Origin of the sequence: Agromyces aurantiacus (assembly GCF_016907355.1) — a bacterium.
Taxonomy (GTDB): domain Bacteria; phylum Actinomycetota; class Actinomycetes; order Actinomycetales; family Microbacteriaceae; genus Agromyces; species Agromyces aurantiacus.
In genome coordinates this window covers 880,073-899,275 of sequence record NZ_JAFBBW010000001.1, presented here as the reverse complement: position 1 = coordinate 899,275, position 19,203 = coordinate 880,073, and the positions used below count along the sequence as shown (strand labels likewise).

The following is a 19,203-nucleotide window of genomic DNA, read 5'->3' as shown; positions in this document are numbered from 1 at the left end:
CTGAGTCGCATGGAGACGAGGGTGGGTCCGGGCGCGCGCGAAGCCGTGTTCGCCCAGCTCGCCGACGCCGGCCGCGCCGAGCAGGTCGCCCAGCGCCTCACCGACGGCATCGTGCTCGGCGTGCTGCACCCCGGCGAGCGGCTCCCGAGCGAGCCCGAGCTCGCCCGACGCTTCGGCGTCGCGCTCATCACCGTGCGCGAGGGACTCGGCATCCTCCGCGAGGCCGGACTCGTCGAGACCCGCCGCGGCCGCGACGGCGGCAGCTTCGTCGCGCACGACGAGGGCGGGCATCGCTCGCTGCTCACGACCCGGCTGCGCGCGCTCGCCCAGGTCGAGCTCAGCGACATGGCCGTGTACTTCGGCGCGATCCTCGCGGGCGCCGCCGAGCGCGCCGCCGAGCGCGCGGCCGAGGGCGACGGCGAGCGGCTGGCCGCGTGGCTCGCGGCGGCCGACTTCGGCACCGCGGCATCCGCCCGCACGAACCAGGGCGGGTTCTTCCTCGAGGTCGCGGTGCTCAGCCAGTCGGCTCGGCTCGTCCGCGAGCAGATCCGCCTGCAGGCCGAGTTCGGGCCGCTGCTGCTGCTCGGGCTCGACGACGAGGGCGCACGCGTCGAGGTCGTCGCGCGCGATCGCGCGATCGTCCGCGCGGTCGCCGCCCACCGGCCGGCGAAGGCGCGCGATGCCGCCGGAGCCCTCGTGCGGGGACTCTCCGAGCGCCTGCTCGCCGCGAAGGCCCGCATCGAACGGGGAGGTGCGCTCGATGAGCCGGTCAGCGCGTGAGGTCGCGGCGAGCGTGGCCGGCGTCTTCACGTCGGTGTTCGACCAGCTCGCCGCATGGCGGGCCCCCATCGAGCAACTCATCGCCGCCTCGCCCGAGGTGCGCCCCGCCGACCTCGACACGGCGGTCGCCGACCTCGTGATCCCGCGCCTGGTCGAGGCCGACCCGCTGCTCGTGGGCGCGGGCTTCATCGCCGACGGCGAGATCGTGCGCGGCCGCGACGTGCACTTCGCGTGGTGGCTCGGCCCGCTCGAGGCCAACCCCGTGCTCGGTTCGACGACCGAGCCCACGCGGCTCGACCTCACGACGCGCGGCTACACCGAGTACCTGCGCGACTTCCGCGCGCTCGAGTGGTACCGCATCCCGGCCACGACGCGGCACGCGCACGTGACCGGCCCCTACGTCGACCACCTGTGCACGTGCGACTACATCCTCACGCTCACGATGCCCGTGCATGCGGCCGGCGGCCCGGCCGGCGACGCCCGCATGGTCGGGGTCGTGGGGGCGGATGTCGCGGTGCGCCGCCTCGAGCACGAGTTGCTCGCCGCGTTCCTCGACGTGCCCGAGCCGCTCGCGCTCGTCAACGACGACGGCCGGGTCGTCGTGTCGACCGAGCCGACGCTGCAGGTCGGACAGCTCGCGCTCGCGTGGGAGCACGCCGAGCCGTGTCCCGGCACGCCGTTCCGGGTGCTCGTGCGGCCCGCGGCATCCGCCTCGAAATAAATCATTCGTTGATATATCTTTGACTGACGAGCGTATGCACCGCGGCAGACGACCCTTCGACCGGCTCGGGGACCGATGGCGCGATGCACCGAGAAGGAGAACCCCATGAGCTATGCCGTGACCAACCCTGCGACCGGTGAGGTCCTGAAGACCTACCCGACGATCACCGACGCCGAGCTCGAGGCGGCCATCGCCTCGGCCGCCGAGGCGCACCGCACCTGGGCCAAGTCGACCACCGTCGAGGAGCGCGCCGCGCTCATACGCCGCGTCGGCGAACTGCACGTCGAGCGCCGCCAGGAGCTCGCCGAGATCATCGTGCGCGAGATGGGCAAGCCCATCGAGCAGGCCCTCGCCGAGGCCGACTTCGCGGGCGACATCTACACCTACTACGCCGACCACTCGGCCGAGTTCCTGAAGGACGAGCCGGTGCACCTGCTCGCGGGCGAGGGCAGCGCCGTCATCCGCCGCAGCTCGCTCGGCGTGCTGCTCGGTGTCATGCCCTGGAACTTCCCGTACTACCAGGTCGCGCGCTTCGCCGGCCCGAACCTCATCATCGGCAACACGATCCTGCTCAAGCACGCCGAGCAGTGCCCCGAATCGGCCGCCGCGATCGCGCAGATCTTCGCCGACGCGGGCTTCCCCGAGGGCGCGTACGTGAACATCTACGCCTCGCACCAGCAGATCGAGACCGTCATCGCCGACCCGCGCGTGCAGGGCGTCTCGCTCACGGGCTCCGAGCGCGCGGGCGCCGCGGTCGCCGAGATCGCGGGCCGTCACCTCAAGAAGGTCGTGCTCGAGCTCGGCGGCTCCGACCCCTTCATCCTGCTCTCGACCGACGACCTCGACTCGGCCGTGCAGAACGCGGTCGACGCGCGCCTCGACAACAGCGGCCAGTCGTGCAACGCGGCCAAGCGCTTCATCGTGATCGACGAGCTCTACGAGCCGTTCCTCGAGAAGTTCACCGCCAAGATCGCCGAGGTCGAGGCCAGCGACCCGACCTCGTCCGACTCGGCGCTCGGGCCGCTGTCGTCGCTCCGCGCGGCCGAGGGCCTCGAGGAGCAGGTCACGCGCGCGGTCGAGCACGGCGCGAAGCTCGTGCACGGCGGCACGCGCGACGGCGCGTTCTTCCAGACCACGGTGCTGACGGATGTGTCGAGCGACAACCCCGCCTCGAAGGAGGAGTTCTTCGGCCCGGTCGCGCAGGTCTACCGCGCCAAGGACGAGGCCGAGGCGGTCGCGATCGCCAACGACATCCCCTTCGGCCTCGGCTCGTACGTGTACACGACCGACCCCGAGCAGGCCGACCGCGTCGCGAACGCGATCGAGGCGGGCATGGTCTTCGTGAACCTCGTGCTCGCGGATGGCGCGGAACTGCCCTTCGGCGGCATCAAGCGCTCCGGCTCGGGCCGCGAGCTGGGCCGCTTCGGCGCCGACGAGTTCGTCAACAAGAAGATGATCCGCATCGGCTGACGCCGTCGCATCCGCTCGACGCGCCCCGGACCCCCACGGCTCCGGGGCGCGTCGTCGTTCCCCCGATCGGCACGCCCCGTTCACGCATCCCTCACCGGGCGATCACCGTGGCGCGGGATCGTCGTCGTCGGCCCCACCGCAGCGTGGCGCCGCACTCCCACACCGACGATCGGAGATCGACCGAGATGCGTATTCGCACCATCGCAGGCGCCGCCGTGTGCGCGACCGCCTTCGCCCTCGTCCCGGCCGGCGCGGCCACCGCCGCCGACGGCCCCATCGGGTTCGAGCCCATCGCCGGCACCGCGTACGACGTCGCCGCCGCCGACTGGACCGAACCGTTCGTGATCCCCCAGGGCTTCACGCAGCAGCGCGTCGTCGACGAGACGCAGCTCGACGTCTACGCGGGCGCCGACGACCTCACCGACATGAACACCGTGAACGAGACCGGCCCGCAGGCCGGCCGCTTCCTCTACCGCACGCACGAGGTCGGCGCCAACGGCGCGCTCTCGGTGGTCGACCTGAAGACCGGCGAGGCGAAGGTCCTGGTGCAGCGCGAGGACTGGCGCCGCCTGGACGGCCTGCGCTGGACCCCGTGGGGCACGCTGCTCTTCGCCGAGGAGACCGCGGGCGGCCGGCTCTTCGAGGCGTTCCTCGACCCGAGCGACCCGACGGTGGTCACGCGCGTCGAGCAGCGCTCCGAGGCGGGCATCCTCCGCCACGAGGGCATCGAGGCGCTCGCCGACGGCACGGTGTTCGTGATCGACGAGCTGAACGGCGGCTCGATCTACAAGTTCGAGCCCACGCGCCGCGGCGACCTGTCCGACGGGCAGCTCTACGCACTCAAGCTCACGGGCCTCAGCGACGCCCAGCAGAAGTGGAGCTCGTCGACCTATGACGAGAAGGTGGGCGCCTTCGAGTGGGTCGCCCTCGACACGGACCAGGTCGTCGTCGACGCGGATGCCGCGGCCAACGCCGTCGCCGCGACCGAGTTCGGCCGCCCGGAGGACGTCGAAGTCATCGGCCGCACCCTCTACGTGGCCAACACCTCGGAGGACCGGGTGGTCGCGATCGACCTCGCGTCGCAGCAGCTCTCGTCGTTCGTCGAGGCCGGGCTCAACGTGCCGGTCGAGGACGCGGGTGCGAAGGTGACGGGGCTCAACAGCCCGGACAACCTCGCGCAGGGCCCCGACGGCCGGCTCTGGATCGTCGAGGACAACTACCTCTCGGACGTCTTCGCCGCCGGCCTGGACGCCGACGGCGACGGCGCGGCCGACACGGTCGAGCACTTCGCGTCGCTGCGCGACACCGACGCCGAGATCTCGGGCATCTACTTCGGCAAGGACCCGAAGACGCTGTTCCTGAACATCCAGCACCCCGAGAAGGCGCTCGCCGACGGCACCTGGACCATCTCGAAGCGCTGAGTCCCCGCACCTCGACGACGGCCCGTCCCGGCTTCGCGGCCGGGGCGGGCCGTCGCCCATCGAGCTCGGGAGGAGAGCGGGTCACAAAATCATTTGGTGCTATAGCTTTAGCGCCGGAGGTATGGCAAGCTGGCGCAACCGGCGTCTGGGGTGGGCGGACGCGATCAATGAAGATCATCGAAAGGCCAGCATGTCCGAACCCGTGAAGCCCGCCGACCTCGGCGACGGCGAGCACCTCAAGGTCCTCGGCTACGAGGACTCGTTCAACCGCTCCATGAGCCTGTGGGCGAACTTCGCCCTCGGCTTCACCTACCTCTCCCCGCTCGTCGGCGTCTACTCGCTGTTCGCGCTCGCGCTCACCGTGGGCGGCCCGCCGTCGATCTGGTGGATCGTCATCGTCGGCGCGGGACAGCTGCTCGTGTCGCTCGTGTTCGGCGAGGTCGTCTCGCAGTACCCGATCCACGGCGGCATCTATCCGTGGGCGCGACGCCTCTGGGGTCGCCGGTACGCGTGGATGGCGGCATGGGTCTACATCTGGGCCATGATCGTCACGATCACCGCGGTCGCCGAGTACGGCTCGGGCTTCGCTGCCAGCCTCTTCGGCGTCGAGCACACGGCCGACACCACGCTCTGGATCACGCTCGGCCTGCTCCTGATCGCGCTCCTGATCAACCTGTCGGGCACGAAGTGGCTCGCGCGCGTCGCGCGCATCGGCCTCGCCGCCGAGCTCATCGGCGTCATCGGGCTCGGGCTGTACCTCCTGATCTTCCAGCGCAAGCAGGAGTTCAGCGTGTTCTTCGACACCATGGGGGTCGAGGGCGACGGCAGCTACCTGACCGCGTTCATGGGCGCGGCGCTCGCCGGCCTCTTCCTCTTCTACGGCTTCGAGGCCTGCGGCGACGTCGCCGAGGAGGTCGAGAACCCGGCTCGCCGCATCCCGCGCGCGATGATGCTGACCATCCTCGTCGGCGGCGTCTCGGCGCTCTTCTCGTTCGGCGGCTACGTGCTCGCGGCCCCCGACCTCGCGGCGATCGTCGCCGGCGAGGACGCCGACCCGATCCCCGCGATCCTCGAGGCCACGCTCGGGCCGGTCGGCGCGAAGCTCTTCCTCGTCGTCGCGATCACCGCCTTCCTCTCGTGCGTGCTGAGCCTGCAGGCCGCCGCGAGCCGCCTGCTGTTCTCCTTCGCGCGCGACGGCATGATCCCGGGCCACCGCTGGCTGTCGAAGGTCACCGAGGGCAGCAAGGTGCCCGCGAACGCGCTCATCGTCGCGTGCACCGTGCCCGCGCTCATCGCGATCCTGGTCTGGCTGAACGCCGACCTGCTCTACCCGGTGACGGCCTTCGCGGTGCTCGGCATCTACGTCGCCTTCCAGATGGTCGTGCTCGCCTCGCTGCGCCAGCGCGTCAAGGGATGGAAGCCCGCGGGGCCGTTCTCGCTCGGCCGCTGGGGCGTCATCGTCAACGTCGTCGCGCTCGCCTACGGCGTGTTCGCGATGATCCTGCTCGCGACGCCCGGCACGTCGGGCGACCCCGTCACCGACTGGATCGTCCTCATCGGCCTCGGCGTCGTGCTCGGGACCGGGCTGATCTACCTGTTCGCCGCCCGACCGGACCGCCTCTCCGACGCACCGGCCGGCGACGCGATCGAGGTGGCCGAGGCCCTTCGCTCGCACCCGTCGCGCACGGGGGCGACCGCCACGATCAAGTAGGCGGCCCGCACGCGACGGCGCAGCCCGGGACCTCAGGCGTCCCGGCGCGTGCGCCGTCGTCGTGTTCGGGGGTCCTCCCGCTGCCGCGGCGCCGTTGCTCGACGCACAGCACGAGCAGGATGGCGCAGGAGACGAGGTAGAACGCGTGCAGCGCCCAGACCGGCCCGACCGGCAGGCTGAACACATACCAGGAGTACGCGAGATTCGCGGCGTTGATCATGGCCACGCTCGACAGGCTGTACGACGAGACATCCCGCGTGCGCAGCGCCTTGCGCAGCATCGGCAGGTTGCTGACCGCGAAGACCACGGTCGAGGCCGTGCCGGCGATCAATGGGATGTCCATGACCGAAACGGTAGGCGCCGTATCCGTCTACCGCGTCGGGCGGACGCCCCATCTTCGTGCGGGCAGCGGAATGGGTCATCCTGTGCAGACGACCCGCGCTGCACGGCTCAGACGAGCCCGTTCTCGTAGGCGTACGCCGTCGCTGCGGCCCGCGTCGAGAGGCCGAGCTTGCCGAAGATGTTGGCGAGGTGGCGTGCAACGGTCTTCTCGCTGAGGGAGAGCCGCTCGCCGACCGCGCGGTTGGTCAGACCGGTCGACACGAGCTGCAGCACCTCGAGCTCCCGCGCCGTGAGCGAGCCCGCGCGGCGAGCGCCGACGACCCGATCGAGTTCGGCGAGCGCCGGGTCGGCTCCGAGCCCGAGGAACACACGCCGCGCCCGATCGAACTCGGCGTGCGCGGCCGGCGCGTCGCCGAGCGCAACCAGGGCGCGCCCGGCGAGCGTCCGGCTCCGCGCCGCCTCGTACGGCGCGTCGAGCTCGCGCCATACCTCCTCGGCTTGACGTGCCGAACGGAGGGCGCGCTCCCCTGAGCCTTCGGCCAGCCGCACTTGGGACTCGGCGAACGCGATCGAGGCGGCGCACATCGCCGTCGGCTCCGGACCACCGAGGGTTCGCAGTTCCTCCAGCGCCCGCTGCGCGGCGGTGAGGTCGCCTCCGGCGACTTCGACCTCGACCACGGCGGGCAGCAGATGGCGGAGCGTGAAGGGGTCCGCGGCGGCCGCGGCCGCGCGGATCTGCGCCGCAGCCTGCTCGAGCCGGCCCTCCGCCAGCAGCAGCCGTGCGCGCCCCGGCTGCGGGTTCCATGAGGTCTCGGCGGCCCTCTGGTATGAGCGCGCAGCGGAGTGGTTCGCCCCGCGGAGCCGCTGCAGCTCGGCGTGGACGTAGGGTGCGCTGAACCCCGACCGGTAGTCACCGGCGCGCAGGCGCGCGAGGGCCAGTTCGGACTCGGCGCCGGCCTCGGGCCAGGCGCCGCGGAGCGTGAGGAGAGCGGCCCGCAGCGCGTGGCGCTGGCCCGTGTAGGCCACCAGGTCGGGCTGCGCGAGGCACCACTCGTCGAGTACGGCGGTCCACTCCACCGCTCGCGCCAGGTCGAACCCGAAGTACGCATCCCAGATCACCGTGCACAGGATGATGCCGCTCGGGATCGGCGACACCGCGCCGCTCGACACCTCGGCCACCGCCGCGTCGAAGCACGCGAAACCCTCGGTGTCGTGGCCGAGGGGCAGGAGGGACTTGCCGCGCCCGAACCATGCGAGCGCCGCGAGGTCGTGGTCCTGGAGACGCTCCGCCATGGCGCCGAGCTCGCGGAACCGCTGCTCGGCGCCGAGTGCGTCCCCGCTGGCCAGTTGCGCCACGGCCGGTGCCACCTGGACCAGCCCGATGACGGGGCTCGCGCCCGTGATCCCCCGTGCGAGCCGCGCCCCTCGCGGCATCCACTCGAAGTTCGCGGTGAGCTCTCCGAGCTCGATCTGGAACAGTGCGAGCCAGGCCGCGGTGCGAGCCGCCCCCTCGGCATCACGCACTTCGAGCCACGCCGCGTGCGCCCGCGTCAGCGCGTTCACGGCCGCCTCTCCCTCACCCTGGAGGAACGCGACCGTGGCGAGGAGTTCGAGGTCGGTCGGCTCCAGGTCCTCCGTCGCATCGGCGCGGGACAACGCCTCGTACGCGTCGGTCCAGCGGCGCTGCCGGGCCGCGGCACGGCCCGAGTCGAGCGCCCGTGGCTCGGTCATGTCGCCGCCTCCGGCCGGGGTCACGCGATCACCGATCGGATGCCGCGTCGATCTCGTCGCGGCGAAGGGCCACGATCCGGTCCACCAGGCCGTCGGGCAGCGGCCGCTCGGCCGTGAAGCGGATGGTCCCCTTCGACCACGAGTACCCGTCGAGCGCCTCGGACACCGCCGACACCACCGCCGGGCTGAAGGGGTACAGCCCGATGTGTCCCTTGGCCTGCATGACCGCCAGCAGCGGACGCTCGCGGTACCGGAGCGCCGGCATGCCGTAGCTCACGCCTTCGACCGCGTCGGGCACGAGCGCGAGCGCCGCGCGCTGCACCTCCGCCATCGCCGAGCGGTCGGGCTCCTCGATGCCCGCGATGTAGTCGGTCATCTCCCCCATGCGCGTCATCGTACGCTCGGGCGGCGCGCCGCGGCATCCGTGCGCCGGCCGCCCGCGCGGTCTACCCTCGTGACGTGGGGGTCTCGTGATCCGGCAGCGCGTCATCGTGCACGGCCGCGTTCAGGCGGTCGGGTTCCGGTACAGCGCGCGCGTCGAGGCCCAGCGGCTCGGGGTCGCCGGATGGATCCGCAACCGCTCCGACGGCGCGGTCGAGGCCGAGATCGAGGGCGACGCGCCCTCGGTCGACGCGATGCTGTCGTGGTTCGACGAGGGCCCGCCCGGCGCCGACGTCACCTCCATCAGCACCGCCGACCTGCACCCGACCGGCGAGCAGGGCTTCCGGATCACCGGGTGAGGGCACCCCGGCATCCGCGACACCGACGCACGAGAGGAGACGCGACATGGGCGACCCCTGGGGCGACGACCCGGCCGACGAGGACGAGGAGCAGTGGCGCGAGCGCGTCGTCAACGACGCGGTCGCCGGCGAGCACGTGCCGACCGACGAGGAGCTCGACCTCGAGGCGCTCGAGCGCGAGGGCCTCGACGAGGTCGACGAGGACCTGGACGAGGACGAGGACGACGAGGACCTCGACGAGGTCTGACCGGGAACGACGAGGACGGAGCGAGTGATGGCGGATGGCGACGTGGAGACCGTGTCGAAGCGCGGGCAGTGGGTGAACCGCGTGATCGGCGAGCCCGAGCGCTCGCAGAGCTACCGGACGAAACAGGAGGCGATCGACGCCGGGCGCGAGCTCGCGGCCACGCTCGGCACGCGGCACGTGGTGCTCGAGTCCGACGAGACGGGGGTCATCACCGACGAGGACGAGGTTCTCGAGGTCGACCGCGACGCCGATTCGCCCGTCGACCCGGCCGATCCGGGCGACGGCACGGTGCCCGAGCGCTGAGCGCCGCTCCTCGCGCCGCGTCGATCAGCCGTCGAACGGTGCGATCTCGAGCCCGCCCACCGCGATCGACTGCGGCCCGGTGAAGCCCTGCTCGAACACCGTCGCGAACGACAGCGTCGCGACGGTGCCCGCGTCGGGCAGGTGACCCGTGAACACGATCGTGCCGCGACGCAGCTGCCCCGGCGGGATCGTGTCGCTCCACGAGCTGCGGAAGCCGTCGGCCACGAGGGTCGTGCCGTCCTCGGCACTGAGCGTCGCGTTGCCGTAGAGCGGCAGCGTGATCGTGTTCGCCAGGCCGTTGCGCACCGTGAGCTCGACCCGCGTGAAGTCCGCGGTGTGCTCCACCCGCTCGACGGTGGTCACGACGCCGCTCGAGTCGACGACCACGGGCGCGTTCTGCAGCCGGTCGACGCCCACCTGGTTGCCCGTGATGAAGCCGCTGACGGTGGCGACGGCATAGGTCACGAGCACGCCGCCGCCGCCGATCACCAGGACCGCGACGAGGAGCCCGACGGCGACGCTCACGCCGCCGCGACGCCGTGGCGGCGGCACGACGCCGGTGGGGGCCGTCGCGCCCGGCGGAGGTCCCGCCGCGACGCCCGGCGCCGGCACTGGAACCCCGCCCGGCGGTGCCGGCCCCGGTTCCGGCGGCCGGGTCATGGCGTCCTTCATCAGCGCCACCAGCGCGGCCACCATGCCGGTGAGCGGTGCGGCGAGCCACGTCCCGATGCCGGTCCAATCGGTCGCGAACTGGATGGCGACGCCCGCGCCGACGATGATGAGGTTCGCGAGGCCGCCCACCAGCACGACCCTGCCGACCCGGACGCGCCCCAGCCGGCGCGGTGCCGGCGCCGCCGGGACGGGCGTCGAGGGCGTGGGCGCGGCTCCCGGCGAGCGCGTCGACACCGGCACGGGCGAGACGACGGCCGAGGCACGGGCCCCCTCGAGCGTGAACGCCGCGAGACCCACCTGCACCGTGTCGCCTGGGTGCAGCTCGATCTCGTCGTGCGCCGGACGGCCGTTGACCCACGTGCCGTTGGTGGAGCCGAGGTCGCGGATGGTCACCGTGTCGGCCGCACGTATGAGCAGCGCGTGGTGGCGACTGACCCCCTCGTCGTCGAACGCGAGTTCCGACATTGCGTCTCGACCGACCGTGGTCTCGCCGGCTTCCAGCGGGACGCGCTCGCCGGCTCGCCGGCCCTCGACGACGACGAGGGTCGGCGCGATCTCTCCGAGCTCCGGCGACATCCTCCCGTCCTGCCCGCATGCCGCGACGGTGCCGCGACCCTGGCAGCAGGGTACGCCCGCGGGCGGGCCCACGACCACGGGGCGGGCACTGAACCGGTGGGAACGACGAGGGGCCCGCCGGCGAACCGGCGGGCCCCTCGTGACGAGTCAGGCGACTCAGATGGCGTTGACGTCCAGCGGGATGCCCGGGCCGAACGTGGTCGACACGGCGCCCTTCTGGATGTAGCGGCCCTTGGCGCTCGACGGCTTGAGACGCACGACCTCCTCGAGCGCGGCCTTGAGGTTCTCGTCGAGCTGGTCCTGCGAGAACGAGGCCTTGCCGACGACGAAGTGCACGTTGGCGTGCTTGTCGACGCGGAACTCGATCTTGCCGCCCTTGATCTCCTCGACGGCCTTCGCCGGGTTCGGGGTCACGGTGCCGGTCTTGGGGTTCGGCATGAGGCCGCGCGGGCCGAGGACCTTGCCGAGACGGCCGACCTGGCCCATGAGCTCGGGCGTGGCGACGGCCGCGTCGAACGCGGTGTAGCCGCCCGCGACCTTCTCGATGAGCTCGGCGCCGCCGACCTCGTCGGCGCCGGCCGCGATCGCGGCCTCGGCGGCCGGGCCGGTCGCGAACACGATGACGCGAGCGGTCTTGCCGGTGCCGTGCGGGAGGATGACGGTGCCGCGCACCATCTGGTCGGCCTTGCGGGGGTCGACGCCGAGCTTCAGCGCGACCTCGACCGTGGAGTCGAACTTCGCCGAGCCGGTCTCCTTCGCGAGCGCGACGGCGTCGCTCGGGGTGTAGTACTTGCCGGCCTCGATCTTCTCGGCCGCGGCCCGGTAGGCCTTGGACTTCTGTGCCATGTTGGTTCTCCTTGCGAGAGTGTGGTCATCGCGCCTGGCGGGCGCTGCCACGAATGGGAGTTCTGTGGTGACGGATGCCGCGTGGCATCCGTCTCAGGTCTCGAGACGCGCCGGCGGAGCGGCGCGACTCGACGACCGAGGGCCTTATTCGACCGTGATGCCCATCGAGCGAGCGGTGCCCGCGATGATCTTCGACGCGGCGTCGATGTCGTTGGCGTTGAGGTCGACCATCTTCGACTCGGCGATCTCGCGGACCTGGGCCTGCGTGATCTTGCCCACCTTGGTGGTGTGCGGGACGCCCGAGCCCTTGGCGACGCCGGCGGCCTTCTTGATCAGCTCGGCGGCGGGCGGCGTCTTGAGGACGAACGTGAACGAGCGGTCCTCGTAGACGGTGATCTCGACCGGGATGACGTTGCCGCGCTGGGCCTCGGTCGCGGCGTTGTACGCCTTGCAGAACTCCATGATGTTGACGCCGTGCTGACCCAGCGCCGGGCCGATCGGCGGGGCGGGGTTGGCGGCGCCGGCCTTGATCTGAAGCTTGATCAGACCAGTGACCTTCTTCTTCGGTGCCATGATTTCTCTCTTCCTGTTCGAACGCCCGGCCTGGGCCGGGGCACTCTCCCGCAGGTCCCGGCGGATCCGGGTTGCGGTGGTCTGTGTGTGCGGAACGCAGCACAACCCTGCGATGATACCGGAGGGTCGCTGCGCGGATGCTGTGTTCGGTCTAGAGCTTGGTGACCTGGTCGAAGCTGAGCTCGACCGGGGTCTCGCGCTCGAACAGCGAGACCAGCACGGTGAGCTTGCCGCTCTCGGGCTTGATCTCGTTGATCGTGCCGGGCAGGCCCGCGAACGAGCCGTCCTTGATGGTGATGGTCTCGCCGATCTCGAAGTCGACCTCGGCGGGCACCTGGCGGGCGGCACCGCCGGCGGCGGCGCCCTTCGCGCCCTTCGCCGGGGCGACCTCGGTGAGGTCGACCAGCGGCTTGAGCATGTTGAATGCCTCTTCGAAGCGCAGCGGCGTGGGGTTGTGCGCGTTGCCGACGAAGCCGGTGACCCCCGGGGTGTGGCGGATGACCGACCAGCTCTCCTCGTTGAGGTCCATGCGGACCAGCACGTAGCCGGGCACGCGGACGCGCGTGACCATCTTGCGCTGGCCGTTCTTGATCTCGACGACGTCCTCCATCGGCACCTCGACCTGGTGGATGAAGTCGGCCATCGCCATGGTCTCGCGGCGCTGCTCGATGTTCGCCTTCACACGGCGCTCGAACCCCGCGTAGGAGTGGACGACGTACCACTTGCCCGGGAGGAAGCGCAGCTCGTTGCGGAACGCCTCGTACGGGTCGTGCTCCTCGTCCTCCTCGACGACCGCCTCGAAGGCGGCCTCGGCCTCCTCGACGGAGTCGATGTCGAGCGCGTCGTCGACGACGGCGTCGGCCTCGGGGTCGGATGCCTCGGCGAGCGAGTCGAGCACGGCGTCGAGGTCGATCTCGGTGCCCTCGTCGTCGACGATGTGGACGGCGCGGTGCTCGGCCGGCTCGACCGAGTCCTCGTCGCGCTCCTGGGTGGCGCCCTCCTGGGCCTCCTCGACCTCGGACGACTGCTCAGCGGCGGTGGCCCAGTCGACGTCCTCGCGCTCGTTCCTCGTCACTGTGTTCCAATCCTTTGCTTGCCGAACCGGCGGAATCCGCGCGGCGGGTACGGGCCGACGGCCCGATCAGACCCCCGGCGTTCCGAAGACGTACAGGACCGCAAGTCCGAAGACCTGGTCGAGCGCCCAGACGATCGCCATCATGATCACCACGAAGACCAGCACCACCGTCGTGAAGCTGAAGAGCTCCTTGCGGGTGGGCGTGACGACCTTCTTCAGCTCGCCGATGACCTGCCGGATGAACAGGGCGATCCTGGCGAAGGGGTTGCGCCGTGCCGCGCGCTCGCGCTTGGCATTGGCGACGACGTCCTCGCTGGGCTCGTCGAGTACTTTCCGGGCCACCTCGTACACCTTTCATGGGCCGGCCATCGCCGGCCGGCTCGCAGGGCGGACAGGACTCGAACCTGCAACCTGCGGTTTTGGAGACCGCTGCTCTACCAATTGAGCCACCGCCCTATGCGACCCGACGGAGCCGGATCACAGGGTCGAAGCCTGCCGGAACGACGCGCTCCCGAGCGATTCAAACCGTTCGAGGGCGCGATCGATCTTGGCTGACTTCAACAACCTCACCAAGTGTATGCGACGCCGGATGGTCCGCCAAACCGGCCCCGCGGGCGGGGCTTCGCCGGGCGATCGCGACGAGCACGGCGCCCGCGAGCGCCATGCCGAGGCCCGCGGCGGCGATCCACCAGGGCGTCTCCGCCGGGATCCCGAGGTAGACCGTGATGCCGAGGATGCGCGACAGGCCCCACGGCAGGAGCGCCATCTGGTCGTTCCAGGCCGTGAGCGCGCGCTCCAGCCCGATGACCCCCACCAGGGCCGCGACGGCGGCGAGGGCGATGCCCGCGGCGAGCAGGAGGACCCCGGCGGCCCGTCGGCCCCCGAGCGGGGCGGCCAGCGCCCACGCGCCGGCGACGAGCACCCAGGCGAAGAGGGCGAACGCGATCGCGGTGTAGAGCGAGCGCGCCGCGGGGTCCGTCCAGAAGCCGAACCAGTACCCGCCGGGCCCCGTCGGCACGAGCACGGCGCTGAGGAGCGCGACGCGCAGCAGCGCCGCCCCGCCGACCGCGGCGGCGACGGCCGGCCACGGCGCACGCACCAGCCTGGTCACGATGGCCAGCACGAGCGCGAAGACCGCCCAGGCGCCGAGCGTCGCGACGAGGTGCGCCGGCGCCGCGAACCAGGTCAGGATGGCGCGGCTGAGCACGAGCCCCGCGGCGGGCACGGCGAGGAGCAGGGCCCGATCGGCGCGACCCAGTTCCGCAGTCGCCTCGGCGGCGCGCCACGGTTGCGTCGAGGCGATCCACGTGGCCCGCGCCGCGCGGGCGGCGGGCCACCGCGCGACACGTGGCGACCGGGCCGCGACGCCGAACGCGATCCAGGCCAGCACAGCGGCGAGCAGGACCCCCGACGCGAACGCCATCGCCGGGTCGCGCTCGGCGCGATCCAGCCCGAGGCGCGCGGCCGTCAGGTTGTAGGCGGGCAGGTAGGGGTCGCCGGCGTAGGCCGCCTCGTGCGACGCGGCGCTCTCGACGAAGGCCGCGCGCGCGGCATCCCAGGCCGCCCGAGCGTCGGCGGAGCGCGTGTCGTGCCACTCGGCGCCGTGCAGCACCATGGCGCGGTAGTCGGCGAGCATGTGCAGCGTCGACGCCTCGTAATCGAGGGTGTCCAGGAACGCGCGGTGCCGCGCCGCGTCCTTCCACGTCGCCGGGTCGGTCGCCGCGATGGACGCGCGCATGCGCTCGACCGCCTCGACGGCCTGCTGTCCGCCGGCGATCGCCTCGTCGAGCCGGTCGCGCGAGATCTCGTAGATGACGTCGAGCGAGGCGCTGTCGCCGGTGAGGATGTCCCACTCGAAGATCCACATCATGGGCGGCGGTTCGAGCCCGATCGCGTACACGCGGCGGTCGGCGAAGGGCGCGATGTAGAGGCCGTCGGTGATCGCCTCGCGCGACGAGGCCATCGCCTCGGCGATCGCACGAACCGTCCCCGGGTCGTCCGAGAACCAGCGCCGCGCCCAGTCGGCGGTCACGCTCGCGGGGTCGGTGCCGGGGTCGCGCGCGAGGCGCACGGCGAGCTCGGTGTTCAGCTCGGCGAGCTGCCAGAGCCCCGCCTTCAGTTCGAGCGAGAGCGGCCCCGCGCGCCAGGGCCCGCCGTCCTGCGTCCAGGTCCAGATGCCCTCGATGCGCGGGTTCGCGGCGAGCAGCCGGTCGAGCGCTCCCGCGTAGAGCGGGCCGAGGTCGTTGGGGAAGGCGCCGAAGTTCTCGAACTCGCGGCGGCTCTGGAACTCGATGATGCGGCGCTGGTCGCCGATCTCGAGGGTGTCGTTGATCGGCAGGTGACTGTAGAAATCGCCCAGCGTGTACTTGGTCGACACGATCAGCCGGTCCGAGTCGATGCCGTCGAGCACAGCGTGGTACGAGTCGCGGTTGGTGTGCATGTCGCCCACGGCGCCGACGCCGACGCTCCACGTGCGGAAGATGAGCTCGCGCTCCGACCGCTCGGCCTGGGCCAGGAGGGTCGTCAGCATGGCGCGGACGGCATCGACGGTCGTGACGGCGAGCTCGCTTCGGTAGTCCCACTCGGGCAGGTCGTAGACCTGGCCCGCCTCGCCGATGCGGATGAGCACGCCGTCGAGGTACGGCATCTCGCGGTAGAGCTCGTCGAACCCCGCCGAGTACACCTCCCAGAACGCCGGATCCTCGGTCGCGAGGCCCCCGAAGCGGTCGTGGAGGTACTGCTCGAGCGGCGTCGTGAGCACCAGCATGTCGGTGCGGAGGAACACCTCGAGTCCCGCGTCGTGCGCCGACTTCCACATCGGCCCGAAGGCGTCTCGCATCGCGAGGGCCCGGGCGACGTGCTCATCGTCGAGCTGGTACACCTCGCTGCCGTCGCCGACATCCGAGAAGGTCAGGTACTCGAGCAGGCCCGGCACGGTCACGGCGTTGTAGCCCTCGGCGAGGAGGTGCGCCACGTACGCGTCGAACTCGTCGCGCGCGACGGCGAGGGCGTCCTCGTCGATGTAGGGCGCCTCGGGCAGGATGACGTCCTCGAACGCCCGCGAGTTGTGCGAGTAGTCGTCGCCGGCGGCCCACGCCTGCTCGTCGACGGCCACGCCGACGGCGCCGAGGTCCGCCATCCGGAATCCCAGCCTGGGCGCGACCGTCTCGCCGAGGCGGTCGGCGATCGATCGGCCGTCCCGCACCGCGGCCGCGAGGTCGTGCACGGCCAGGGCGGCGCCGGTCTCGCCGGGGGCGACGATGCGGAGCGCGTCCGGCGTGCCCTCGAGCCGATACGACTCGTCCTCGGGGGCGGCCCCGGCCTCGACGGTGAGGGTGGCCGTGCCCGAGGTGCCGGCGGCATCGGCGACCGCGTCGTCGAGTTCGGCCAGGGCCGCTGCGATGCGGGGCCGGTCGGGTGCGGCGATCCCGCTGAACCGAGGTGGCAGGACGGTGGGCGCCGCCTCCGCGACTGCCGCAGATTCGGCCGGGATCTCCGCCGCCTCTGAACGGATGCCGAGCGCATCCGTGAGCACGGCGGCCAGGCCCGCCCCCAGGGCGAGCAGGACCAGGACAGCGACCCCGACACGCAGGGCCTGCCGGGGGCGCGTCATCACGGGGCGCAGGCTAGCACGAGTGGGACGATCGTCCCACTTCTCGCACGGGACGAATGTCCCATCCGACCCCTCGCGCCCGGCGGTACCGTGACGCGAGAGCGGCACGGGCGTCGCCGACCGGCGACGGGCCCGCTCCGGAAGGGAGCAACACGACATGAGCGACGTCCGTGTCACCGGCTGGGTCGGCTGGGGCTGGTTCGCCGGCACCATCCTCATCATCGCCGGCGCCATCGATGCGATCTACGGCCTCATCGCGATCCTGCAACCCGGGAGCGCGTACTTCGTGGTCACGAGCGGCACGCTGTTCCTGTTCGACGTGGCGGGCTGGGGCTGGTGGCACCTGCTCATCGGCGTCCTGCTGATCCTCGTGGGGTTGGCGCTGTTCACCGGCGCGACGTGGGCGCGCGTGGTCGCCGTCATCCTCGCCTCGCTCAACGCGGTGGGCCACATCTTCCTGCTGCCCTCGCAGCCGTGGTGGTCGCTCATCGTGATCGCGCTCGACATCTTCGTGATCTACGCACTGACGGTGCACGGCAAGGAGCTCGCGGTCAGGGAGGCCTGACCCGCAGAGGCGCGCCCGTGGGGGCGGGCGCCGGCGCCGCGGCCTGGGGAACCGCCGCGGCGCCCTTCTGCGCCCCGGCGGCGGCGGCGGCCGGCCCGATCAGCGCCCGAGGAGCTGCCGGACGGTGGCCTCGGGGTCGGGCGAGGCGAGCACCGCGACGCCCATGCGCAGCATCACGACGACGTGCACGACGTTCAGGTTCGTTCCCGTGGACTCGCGTGCGGCGATGCCCGCGCGTTCCCAGACGAGGACGCACTCGAGGGCGAGCTGGAGGAGCATGGCGCCGGGCTGCTGGCCGCGGACGCGGACCATCCCGAGTGCGAACCCGCCGAGCGCCGCGAGGTCGTCGGGCAACCGGTCGATCCGCTGCTCCGGCAGCGGCGACGCCGCCAGCGGCGCGAACGCCTGCCGGAACAACGCCGTGGCCAGCTCGATCGGATCGGCGTTCCAGAGCCCCTCGGGGCCGTCGTACGGAGCCGTCGTGGTCGACATGGCGCCAGTGTAGGAGCCCGGCGCGGGGCGGCCCGGTCGCCGCGCACGCGTCGCGATCGCGCGGGCCCGCTGACAGGCGGCGGCCGCGCATCCTAGGCTGGGAGTCGTGACCGATCAGCGCCGTCTCTCCGCCCGAATCTCCGCCATCGCCGAGTCCGCGACCCTGAAGGTCGATGCGAAGGCGAAGGCCCTCCAGGCCGAGGGTCGGCCGGTGATCTCGTACGCGGCGGGCGAGCCCGACTTCCCGACGCCCGCGCACATCGTCGAGGCGGCGCTCGAGGCCGTGCGCGACCCGAAGAACCACCGGTACACGCCCGCCGCGGGCCTGCCCGAGCTGCGCGAGGCCGTCGCGGCGAAGACGCTGCGCGACTCCGGCCTGGAGGTCGGCGCGGGCCAGGTCGTCGTCACCAACGGCGGCAAGCAGGCCGTCTACCAGGCGTTCCAGGTGCTGCTCGACGACGGCGACGAGGTGCTGGTGCCCACGCCGTACTGGACCACCTACCCCGAGGCGATCAAGCTCGCCGGCGGTCGTCAGGTCGACGTGTTCGCGGGCAGCCACCAGGGCTACCTGGTCACGGTCGAGCAGCTCGAGGCGGCTCGCACCGAGCGCACGCGCGCGCTGCTGTTCGTGTCGCCGTCGAACCCGACGGGCGCCGTGTACCCGCCCGAGCAGGTGAAGGCGATCGGCGAGTGGGCGCTCGAGCACGGCATCTGGGTGATCTCCGACGAGATCTACCAGAACCTCACGTACGCCGAGGACGAGTCCGCGACCCCGCCGCGGGCGCTGTCGATCGTCGAGGCGGTCCCCGGCCTCGCCGACCAGGCGATCCTCGTGAACGGCGTGGCGAAGACCTATGCGATGACCGGATGGCGCCTCGGCTGGATGGTCGGCCCCGCCGACGTCATGAAGGGCGCCGCGAACCTGCAGTCGCACCTCACCTCCAACGTCTCGAACATCTCGCAGCGTGCCGCGATCGCGGCGCTCACCGGCCCGCAGGATGCGGTCGAGGAGATGCGACGCGCGTTCGACCGGCGCCGGCGCACGATCGTCGCCGAGCTGTCGAAGATCGAGGGCCTGACCGTGCCCGTCCCGCAGGGGGCGTTCTACGTGTACCCGGATGTCTCGGGGCTGCTCGGTCGCGAGTGGGGCGGCGTGACGCCCACGACCTCGCTCGAGCTCGCCGACCTGATCCTCGAGCGAGCAGAGGTCGCGGCGGTGCCCGGCGAGGCGTTCGGGCCGAGCGGGTTCCTGCGCTTCAGCTACGCGCTCGGCGACGCGCCGCTGCTCGAGGGCGTGCAGCGCCTGCAGCGCCTCTTCGCCTGAG

The 19,203-nt window shown here is 72.0% G+C and carries 20 protein-coding genes and 1 tRNA gene; 10 read left to right on the top strand and 11 right to left on the bottom strand.

Annotated features, from left to right (window positions below; genetic code table 11):
* Positions 1–9 precede the first annotated feature (9 nt).
* From JOD46_RS04240 to JOD46_RS04220, 5 genes are all read left to right on the top strand, one after another.
* The gene (locus JOD46_RS04240; RefSeq protein WP_204391890.1) at positions 10–780 is read left to right on the top strand and encodes a FadR/GntR family transcriptional regulator; all 771 of its coding nucleotides are present in this window, start codon (positions 10–12) and stop codon (positions 778–780) included.
* Positions 761–1,501: a PDC sensor domain-containing protein gene (locus JOD46_RS04235; protein ID WP_204391889.1), complete on the top strand. Its 741-nt coding sequence runs from the start codon at positions 761–763 to the stop codon at positions 1,499–1,501. The genes JOD46_RS04240 and JOD46_RS04235 overlap by 20 nt, the downstream gene beginning before the upstream one ends.
* 105 nt (positions 1,502–1,606) lie before the next feature.
* Complete coding sequence (locus JOD46_RS04230; protein WP_204391888.1) at positions 1,607–2,971, top strand: NAD-dependent succinate-semialdehyde dehydrogenase; 1,365 nt, start codon at positions 1,607–1,609, stop codon at positions 2,969–2,971.
* A gap of 185 nt (positions 2,972–3,156) precedes the next feature.
* Entirely contained in the window at positions 3,157–4,392 is a 1,236-nt protein-coding gene (locus JOD46_RS04225) for an alkaline phosphatase PhoX (protein WP_204391886.1), read from the top strand.
* A gap of 190 nt (positions 4,393–4,582) precedes the next feature.
* Positions 4,583–6,103: an APC family permease gene (locus tag JOD46_RS04220; RefSeq protein WP_204391884.1), complete on the top strand. Its 1,521-nt coding sequence runs from the start codon at positions 4,583–4,585 to the stop codon at positions 6,101–6,103.
* Here the strand turns inward: JOD46_RS04220 and JOD46_RS04215 are convergent.
* The 3 genes from JOD46_RS04215 to JOD46_RS04205 all read right to left on the bottom strand — a co-directional run bounded on the left by JOD46_RS04215 (position 6,096) and on the right by JOD46_RS04205 (position 8,561).
* Positions 6,096–6,446 (bottom strand): hypothetical protein, encoded by a 351-nt coding sequence (locus JOD46_RS04215; RefSeq protein WP_204391882.1) that lies wholly within the window; start codon positions 6,444–6,446, stop codon positions 6,096–6,098. The two genes, JOD46_RS04220 and JOD46_RS04215, sit on opposite strands and share 8 nt — an antisense overlap.
* 107 nt (positions 6,447–6,553) lie before the next feature.
* On the bottom strand, positions 6,554–8,176 hold the full coding sequence (locus JOD46_RS04210) for a helix-turn-helix domain-containing protein (RefSeq protein WP_204391881.1): 1,623 nt from the start codon (positions 8,174–8,176) through the stop codon (positions 6,554–6,556).
* 28 nt (positions 8,177–8,204) lie between these two features.
* Positions 8,205–8,561 carry an iron chaperone gene (locus tag JOD46_RS04205; RefSeq protein WP_204391880.1) on the bottom strand — a complete coding sequence of 119 codons (357 nt, stop codon included), beginning with the start codon at positions 8,559–8,561 and terminating at the stop codon, positions 8,205–8,207.
* An 85-nt stretch (positions 8,562–8,646) separates the two neighbouring features.
* Between JOD46_RS04205 and JOD46_RS04200 the strand changes: the two genes are divergently transcribed.
* From JOD46_RS04200 to JOD46_RS04190, 3 genes are read left to right on the top strand one after another with little or no spacing between them, the layout of a single operon-like run.
* Positions 8,647–8,916: an acylphosphatase gene (locus JOD46_RS04200; RefSeq protein ID WP_204391879.1), complete on the top strand. Its 270-nt coding sequence runs from the start codon at positions 8,647–8,649 to the stop codon at positions 8,914–8,916.
* 46 nt (positions 8,917–8,962) lie between these two features.
* Entirely contained in the window at positions 8,963–9,163 is a 201-nt protein-coding gene (locus tag JOD46_RS04195) for a hypothetical protein (RefSeq protein ID WP_204391878.1), read from the top strand.
* 27 nt (positions 9,164–9,190) lie between these two features.
* Positions 9,191–9,466, top strand: coding sequence for a DUF2188 domain-containing protein (locus tag JOD46_RS04190; RefSeq protein WP_204391877.1), 276 nt, complete (start codon positions 9,191–9,193; stop codon positions 9,464–9,466).
* A gap of 24 nt (positions 9,467–9,490) precedes the next feature.
* On the opposite strand, the gene JOD46_RS04185 is transcribed toward JOD46_RS04190, so the two are convergent.
* The 7 genes from JOD46_RS04185 to JOD46_RS04155 form a co-directional block, all read right to left on the bottom strand.
* Positions 9,491–10,714 carry an FHA domain-containing protein gene (locus tag JOD46_RS04185; RefSeq protein WP_204391875.1) on the bottom strand — a complete coding sequence of 408 codons (1,224 nt, stop codon included), beginning with the start codon at positions 10,712–10,714 and terminating at the stop codon, positions 9,491–9,493.
* A 156-nt stretch (positions 10,715–10,870) separates the two neighbouring features.
* Positions 10,871–11,560 (bottom strand): 50S ribosomal protein L1, encoded by a 690-nt coding sequence (gene rplA / locus JOD46_RS04180; RefSeq protein WP_204391874.1) that lies wholly within the window; start codon positions 11,558–11,560, stop codon positions 10,871–10,873.
* Between the two features lie 144 nt (positions 11,561–11,704).
* Positions 11,705–12,133, bottom strand: coding sequence for a 50S ribosomal protein L11 (rplK, locus tag JOD46_RS04175; protein ID WP_092672809.1), 429 nt, complete (start codon positions 12,131–12,133; stop codon positions 11,705–11,707).
* Between the two features lie 151 nt (positions 12,134–12,284).
* A complete protein-coding gene (nusG, locus tag JOD46_RS04170) occupies positions 12,285–13,208 on the bottom strand; it encodes a transcription termination/antitermination protein NusG (RefSeq protein ID WP_204391873.1) in 924 nt (307 codons plus the stop codon).
* Positions 13,209–13,274: 66 nt separating this feature from the next.
* Positions 13,275–13,550 carry a preprotein translocase subunit SecE gene (secE, locus tag JOD46_RS04165; RefSeq protein ID WP_204391872.1) on the bottom strand — a complete coding sequence of 92 codons (276 nt, stop codon included), beginning with the start codon at positions 13,548–13,550 and terminating at the stop codon, positions 13,275–13,277.
* A gap of 41 nt (positions 13,551–13,591) precedes the next feature.
* Positions 13,592–13,664, bottom strand: a tRNA-Trp gene (locus tag JOD46_RS04160).
* Between the two features lie 64 nt (positions 13,665–13,728).
* A complete protein-coding gene (locus tag JOD46_RS04155) occupies positions 13,729–16,821 on the bottom strand; it encodes a hypothetical protein (protein ID WP_239563196.1) in 3,093 nt (1,030 codons plus the stop codon).
* A 157-nt stretch (positions 16,822–16,978) separates the two neighbouring features.
* On the opposite strand from JOD46_RS04155, the gene JOD46_RS04150 reads away from it, so the two are divergent.
* Complete coding sequence (locus tag JOD46_RS04150; RefSeq protein ID WP_204391870.1) at positions 16,979–17,386, top strand: DUF7144 family membrane protein; 408 nt, start codon at positions 16,979–16,981, stop codon at positions 17,384–17,386.
* 99 nt (positions 17,387–17,485) lie between these two features.
* Here JOD46_RS04150 and JOD46_RS04145 read toward each other — a convergent pair whose 3' ends face one another.
* Entirely contained in the window at positions 17,486–17,878 is a 393-nt protein-coding gene (locus tag JOD46_RS04145) for a hypothetical protein (RefSeq protein ID WP_204391869.1), read from the bottom strand.
* A 106-nt stretch (positions 17,879–17,984) separates the two neighbouring features.
* On the opposite strand from JOD46_RS04145, the gene JOD46_RS04140 reads away from it, so the two are divergent.
* A complete protein-coding gene (locus tag JOD46_RS04140; RefSeq protein WP_204391868.1) occupies positions 17,985–19,202 on the top strand; it encodes a pyridoxal phosphate-dependent aminotransferase in 1,218 nt (405 codons plus the stop codon).
* Position 19,203: the final 1 nt, after the last annotated feature.

Excerpts from the sequence above, each read along its gene's own strand:
- JOD46_RS04240 (WP_204391890.1), top strand. The coding sequence starts at position 10 with ATGGAGACGAGGGTGGGTCCGGGCGCGCGCGAAGCCGTGTTCGCCCAG.
- JOD46_RS04235 (WP_204391889.1), top strand. The coding sequence starts at position 761 with ATGAGCCGGTCAGCGCGTGAGGTCGCGGCGAGCGTGGCCGGCGTCTTC.
- JOD46_RS04230 (WP_204391888.1), top strand. The coding sequence starts at position 1,607 with ATGAGCTATGCCGTGACCAACCCTGCGACCGGTGAGGTCCTGAAGACC.
- JOD46_RS04225 (WP_204391886.1), top strand. The coding sequence starts at position 3,157 with ATGCGTATTCGCACCATCGCAGGCGCCGCCGTGTGCGCGACCGCCTTC.
- JOD46_RS04220 (WP_204391884.1), top strand. The coding sequence starts at position 4,583 with ATGTCCGAACCCGTGAAGCCCGCCGACCTCGGCGACGGCGAGCACCTC.
- JOD46_RS04215 (WP_204391882.1), bottom strand. The coding sequence starts at position 6,446 with ATGGACATCCCATTGATCGCCGGCACGGCCTCGACCGTGGTCTTCGCG.
- JOD46_RS04210 (WP_204391881.1), bottom strand. The coding sequence starts at position 8,176 with ATGACCGAGCCACGGGCGCTCGACTCGGGCCGTGCCGCGGCCCGGCAG.
- JOD46_RS04205 (WP_204391880.1), bottom strand. The coding sequence starts at position 8,561 with ATGGGGGAGATGACCGACTACATCGCGGGCATCGAGGAGCCCGACCGC.
- JOD46_RS04195 (WP_204391878.1), top strand. The coding sequence starts at position 8,963 with ATGGGCGACCCCTGGGGCGACGACCCGGCCGACGAGGACGAGGAGCAG.
- JOD46_RS04190 (WP_204391877.1), top strand. The coding sequence starts at position 9,191 with ATGGCGGATGGCGACGTGGAGACCGTGTCGAAGCGCGGGCAGTGGGTG.
- JOD46_RS04185 (WP_204391875.1), bottom strand. The coding sequence starts at position 10,714 with ATGTCGCCGGAGCTCGGAGAGATCGCGCCGACCCTCGTCGTCGTCGAG.
- rplA (WP_204391874.1), bottom strand. The coding sequence starts at position 11,560 with ATGGCACAGAAGTCCAAGGCCTACCGGGCCGCGGCCGAGAAGATCGAG.
- rplK (WP_092672809.1), bottom strand. The coding sequence starts at position 12,133 with ATGGCACCGAAGAAGAAGGTCACTGGTCTGATCAAGCTTCAGATCAAG.
- JOD46_RS04155 (WP_239563196.1), bottom strand. The coding sequence starts at position 16,821 with ATGACGCGCCCCCGGCAGGCCCTGCGTGTCGGGGTCGCTGTCCTGGTC.
- JOD46_RS04150 (WP_204391870.1), top strand. The coding sequence starts at position 16,979 with ATGAGCGACGTCCGTGTCACCGGCTGGGTCGGCTGGGGCTGGTTCGCC.
- JOD46_RS04145 (WP_204391869.1), bottom strand. The coding sequence starts at position 17,878 with ATGTCGACCACGACGGCTCCGTACGACGGCCCCGAGGGGCTCTGGAAC.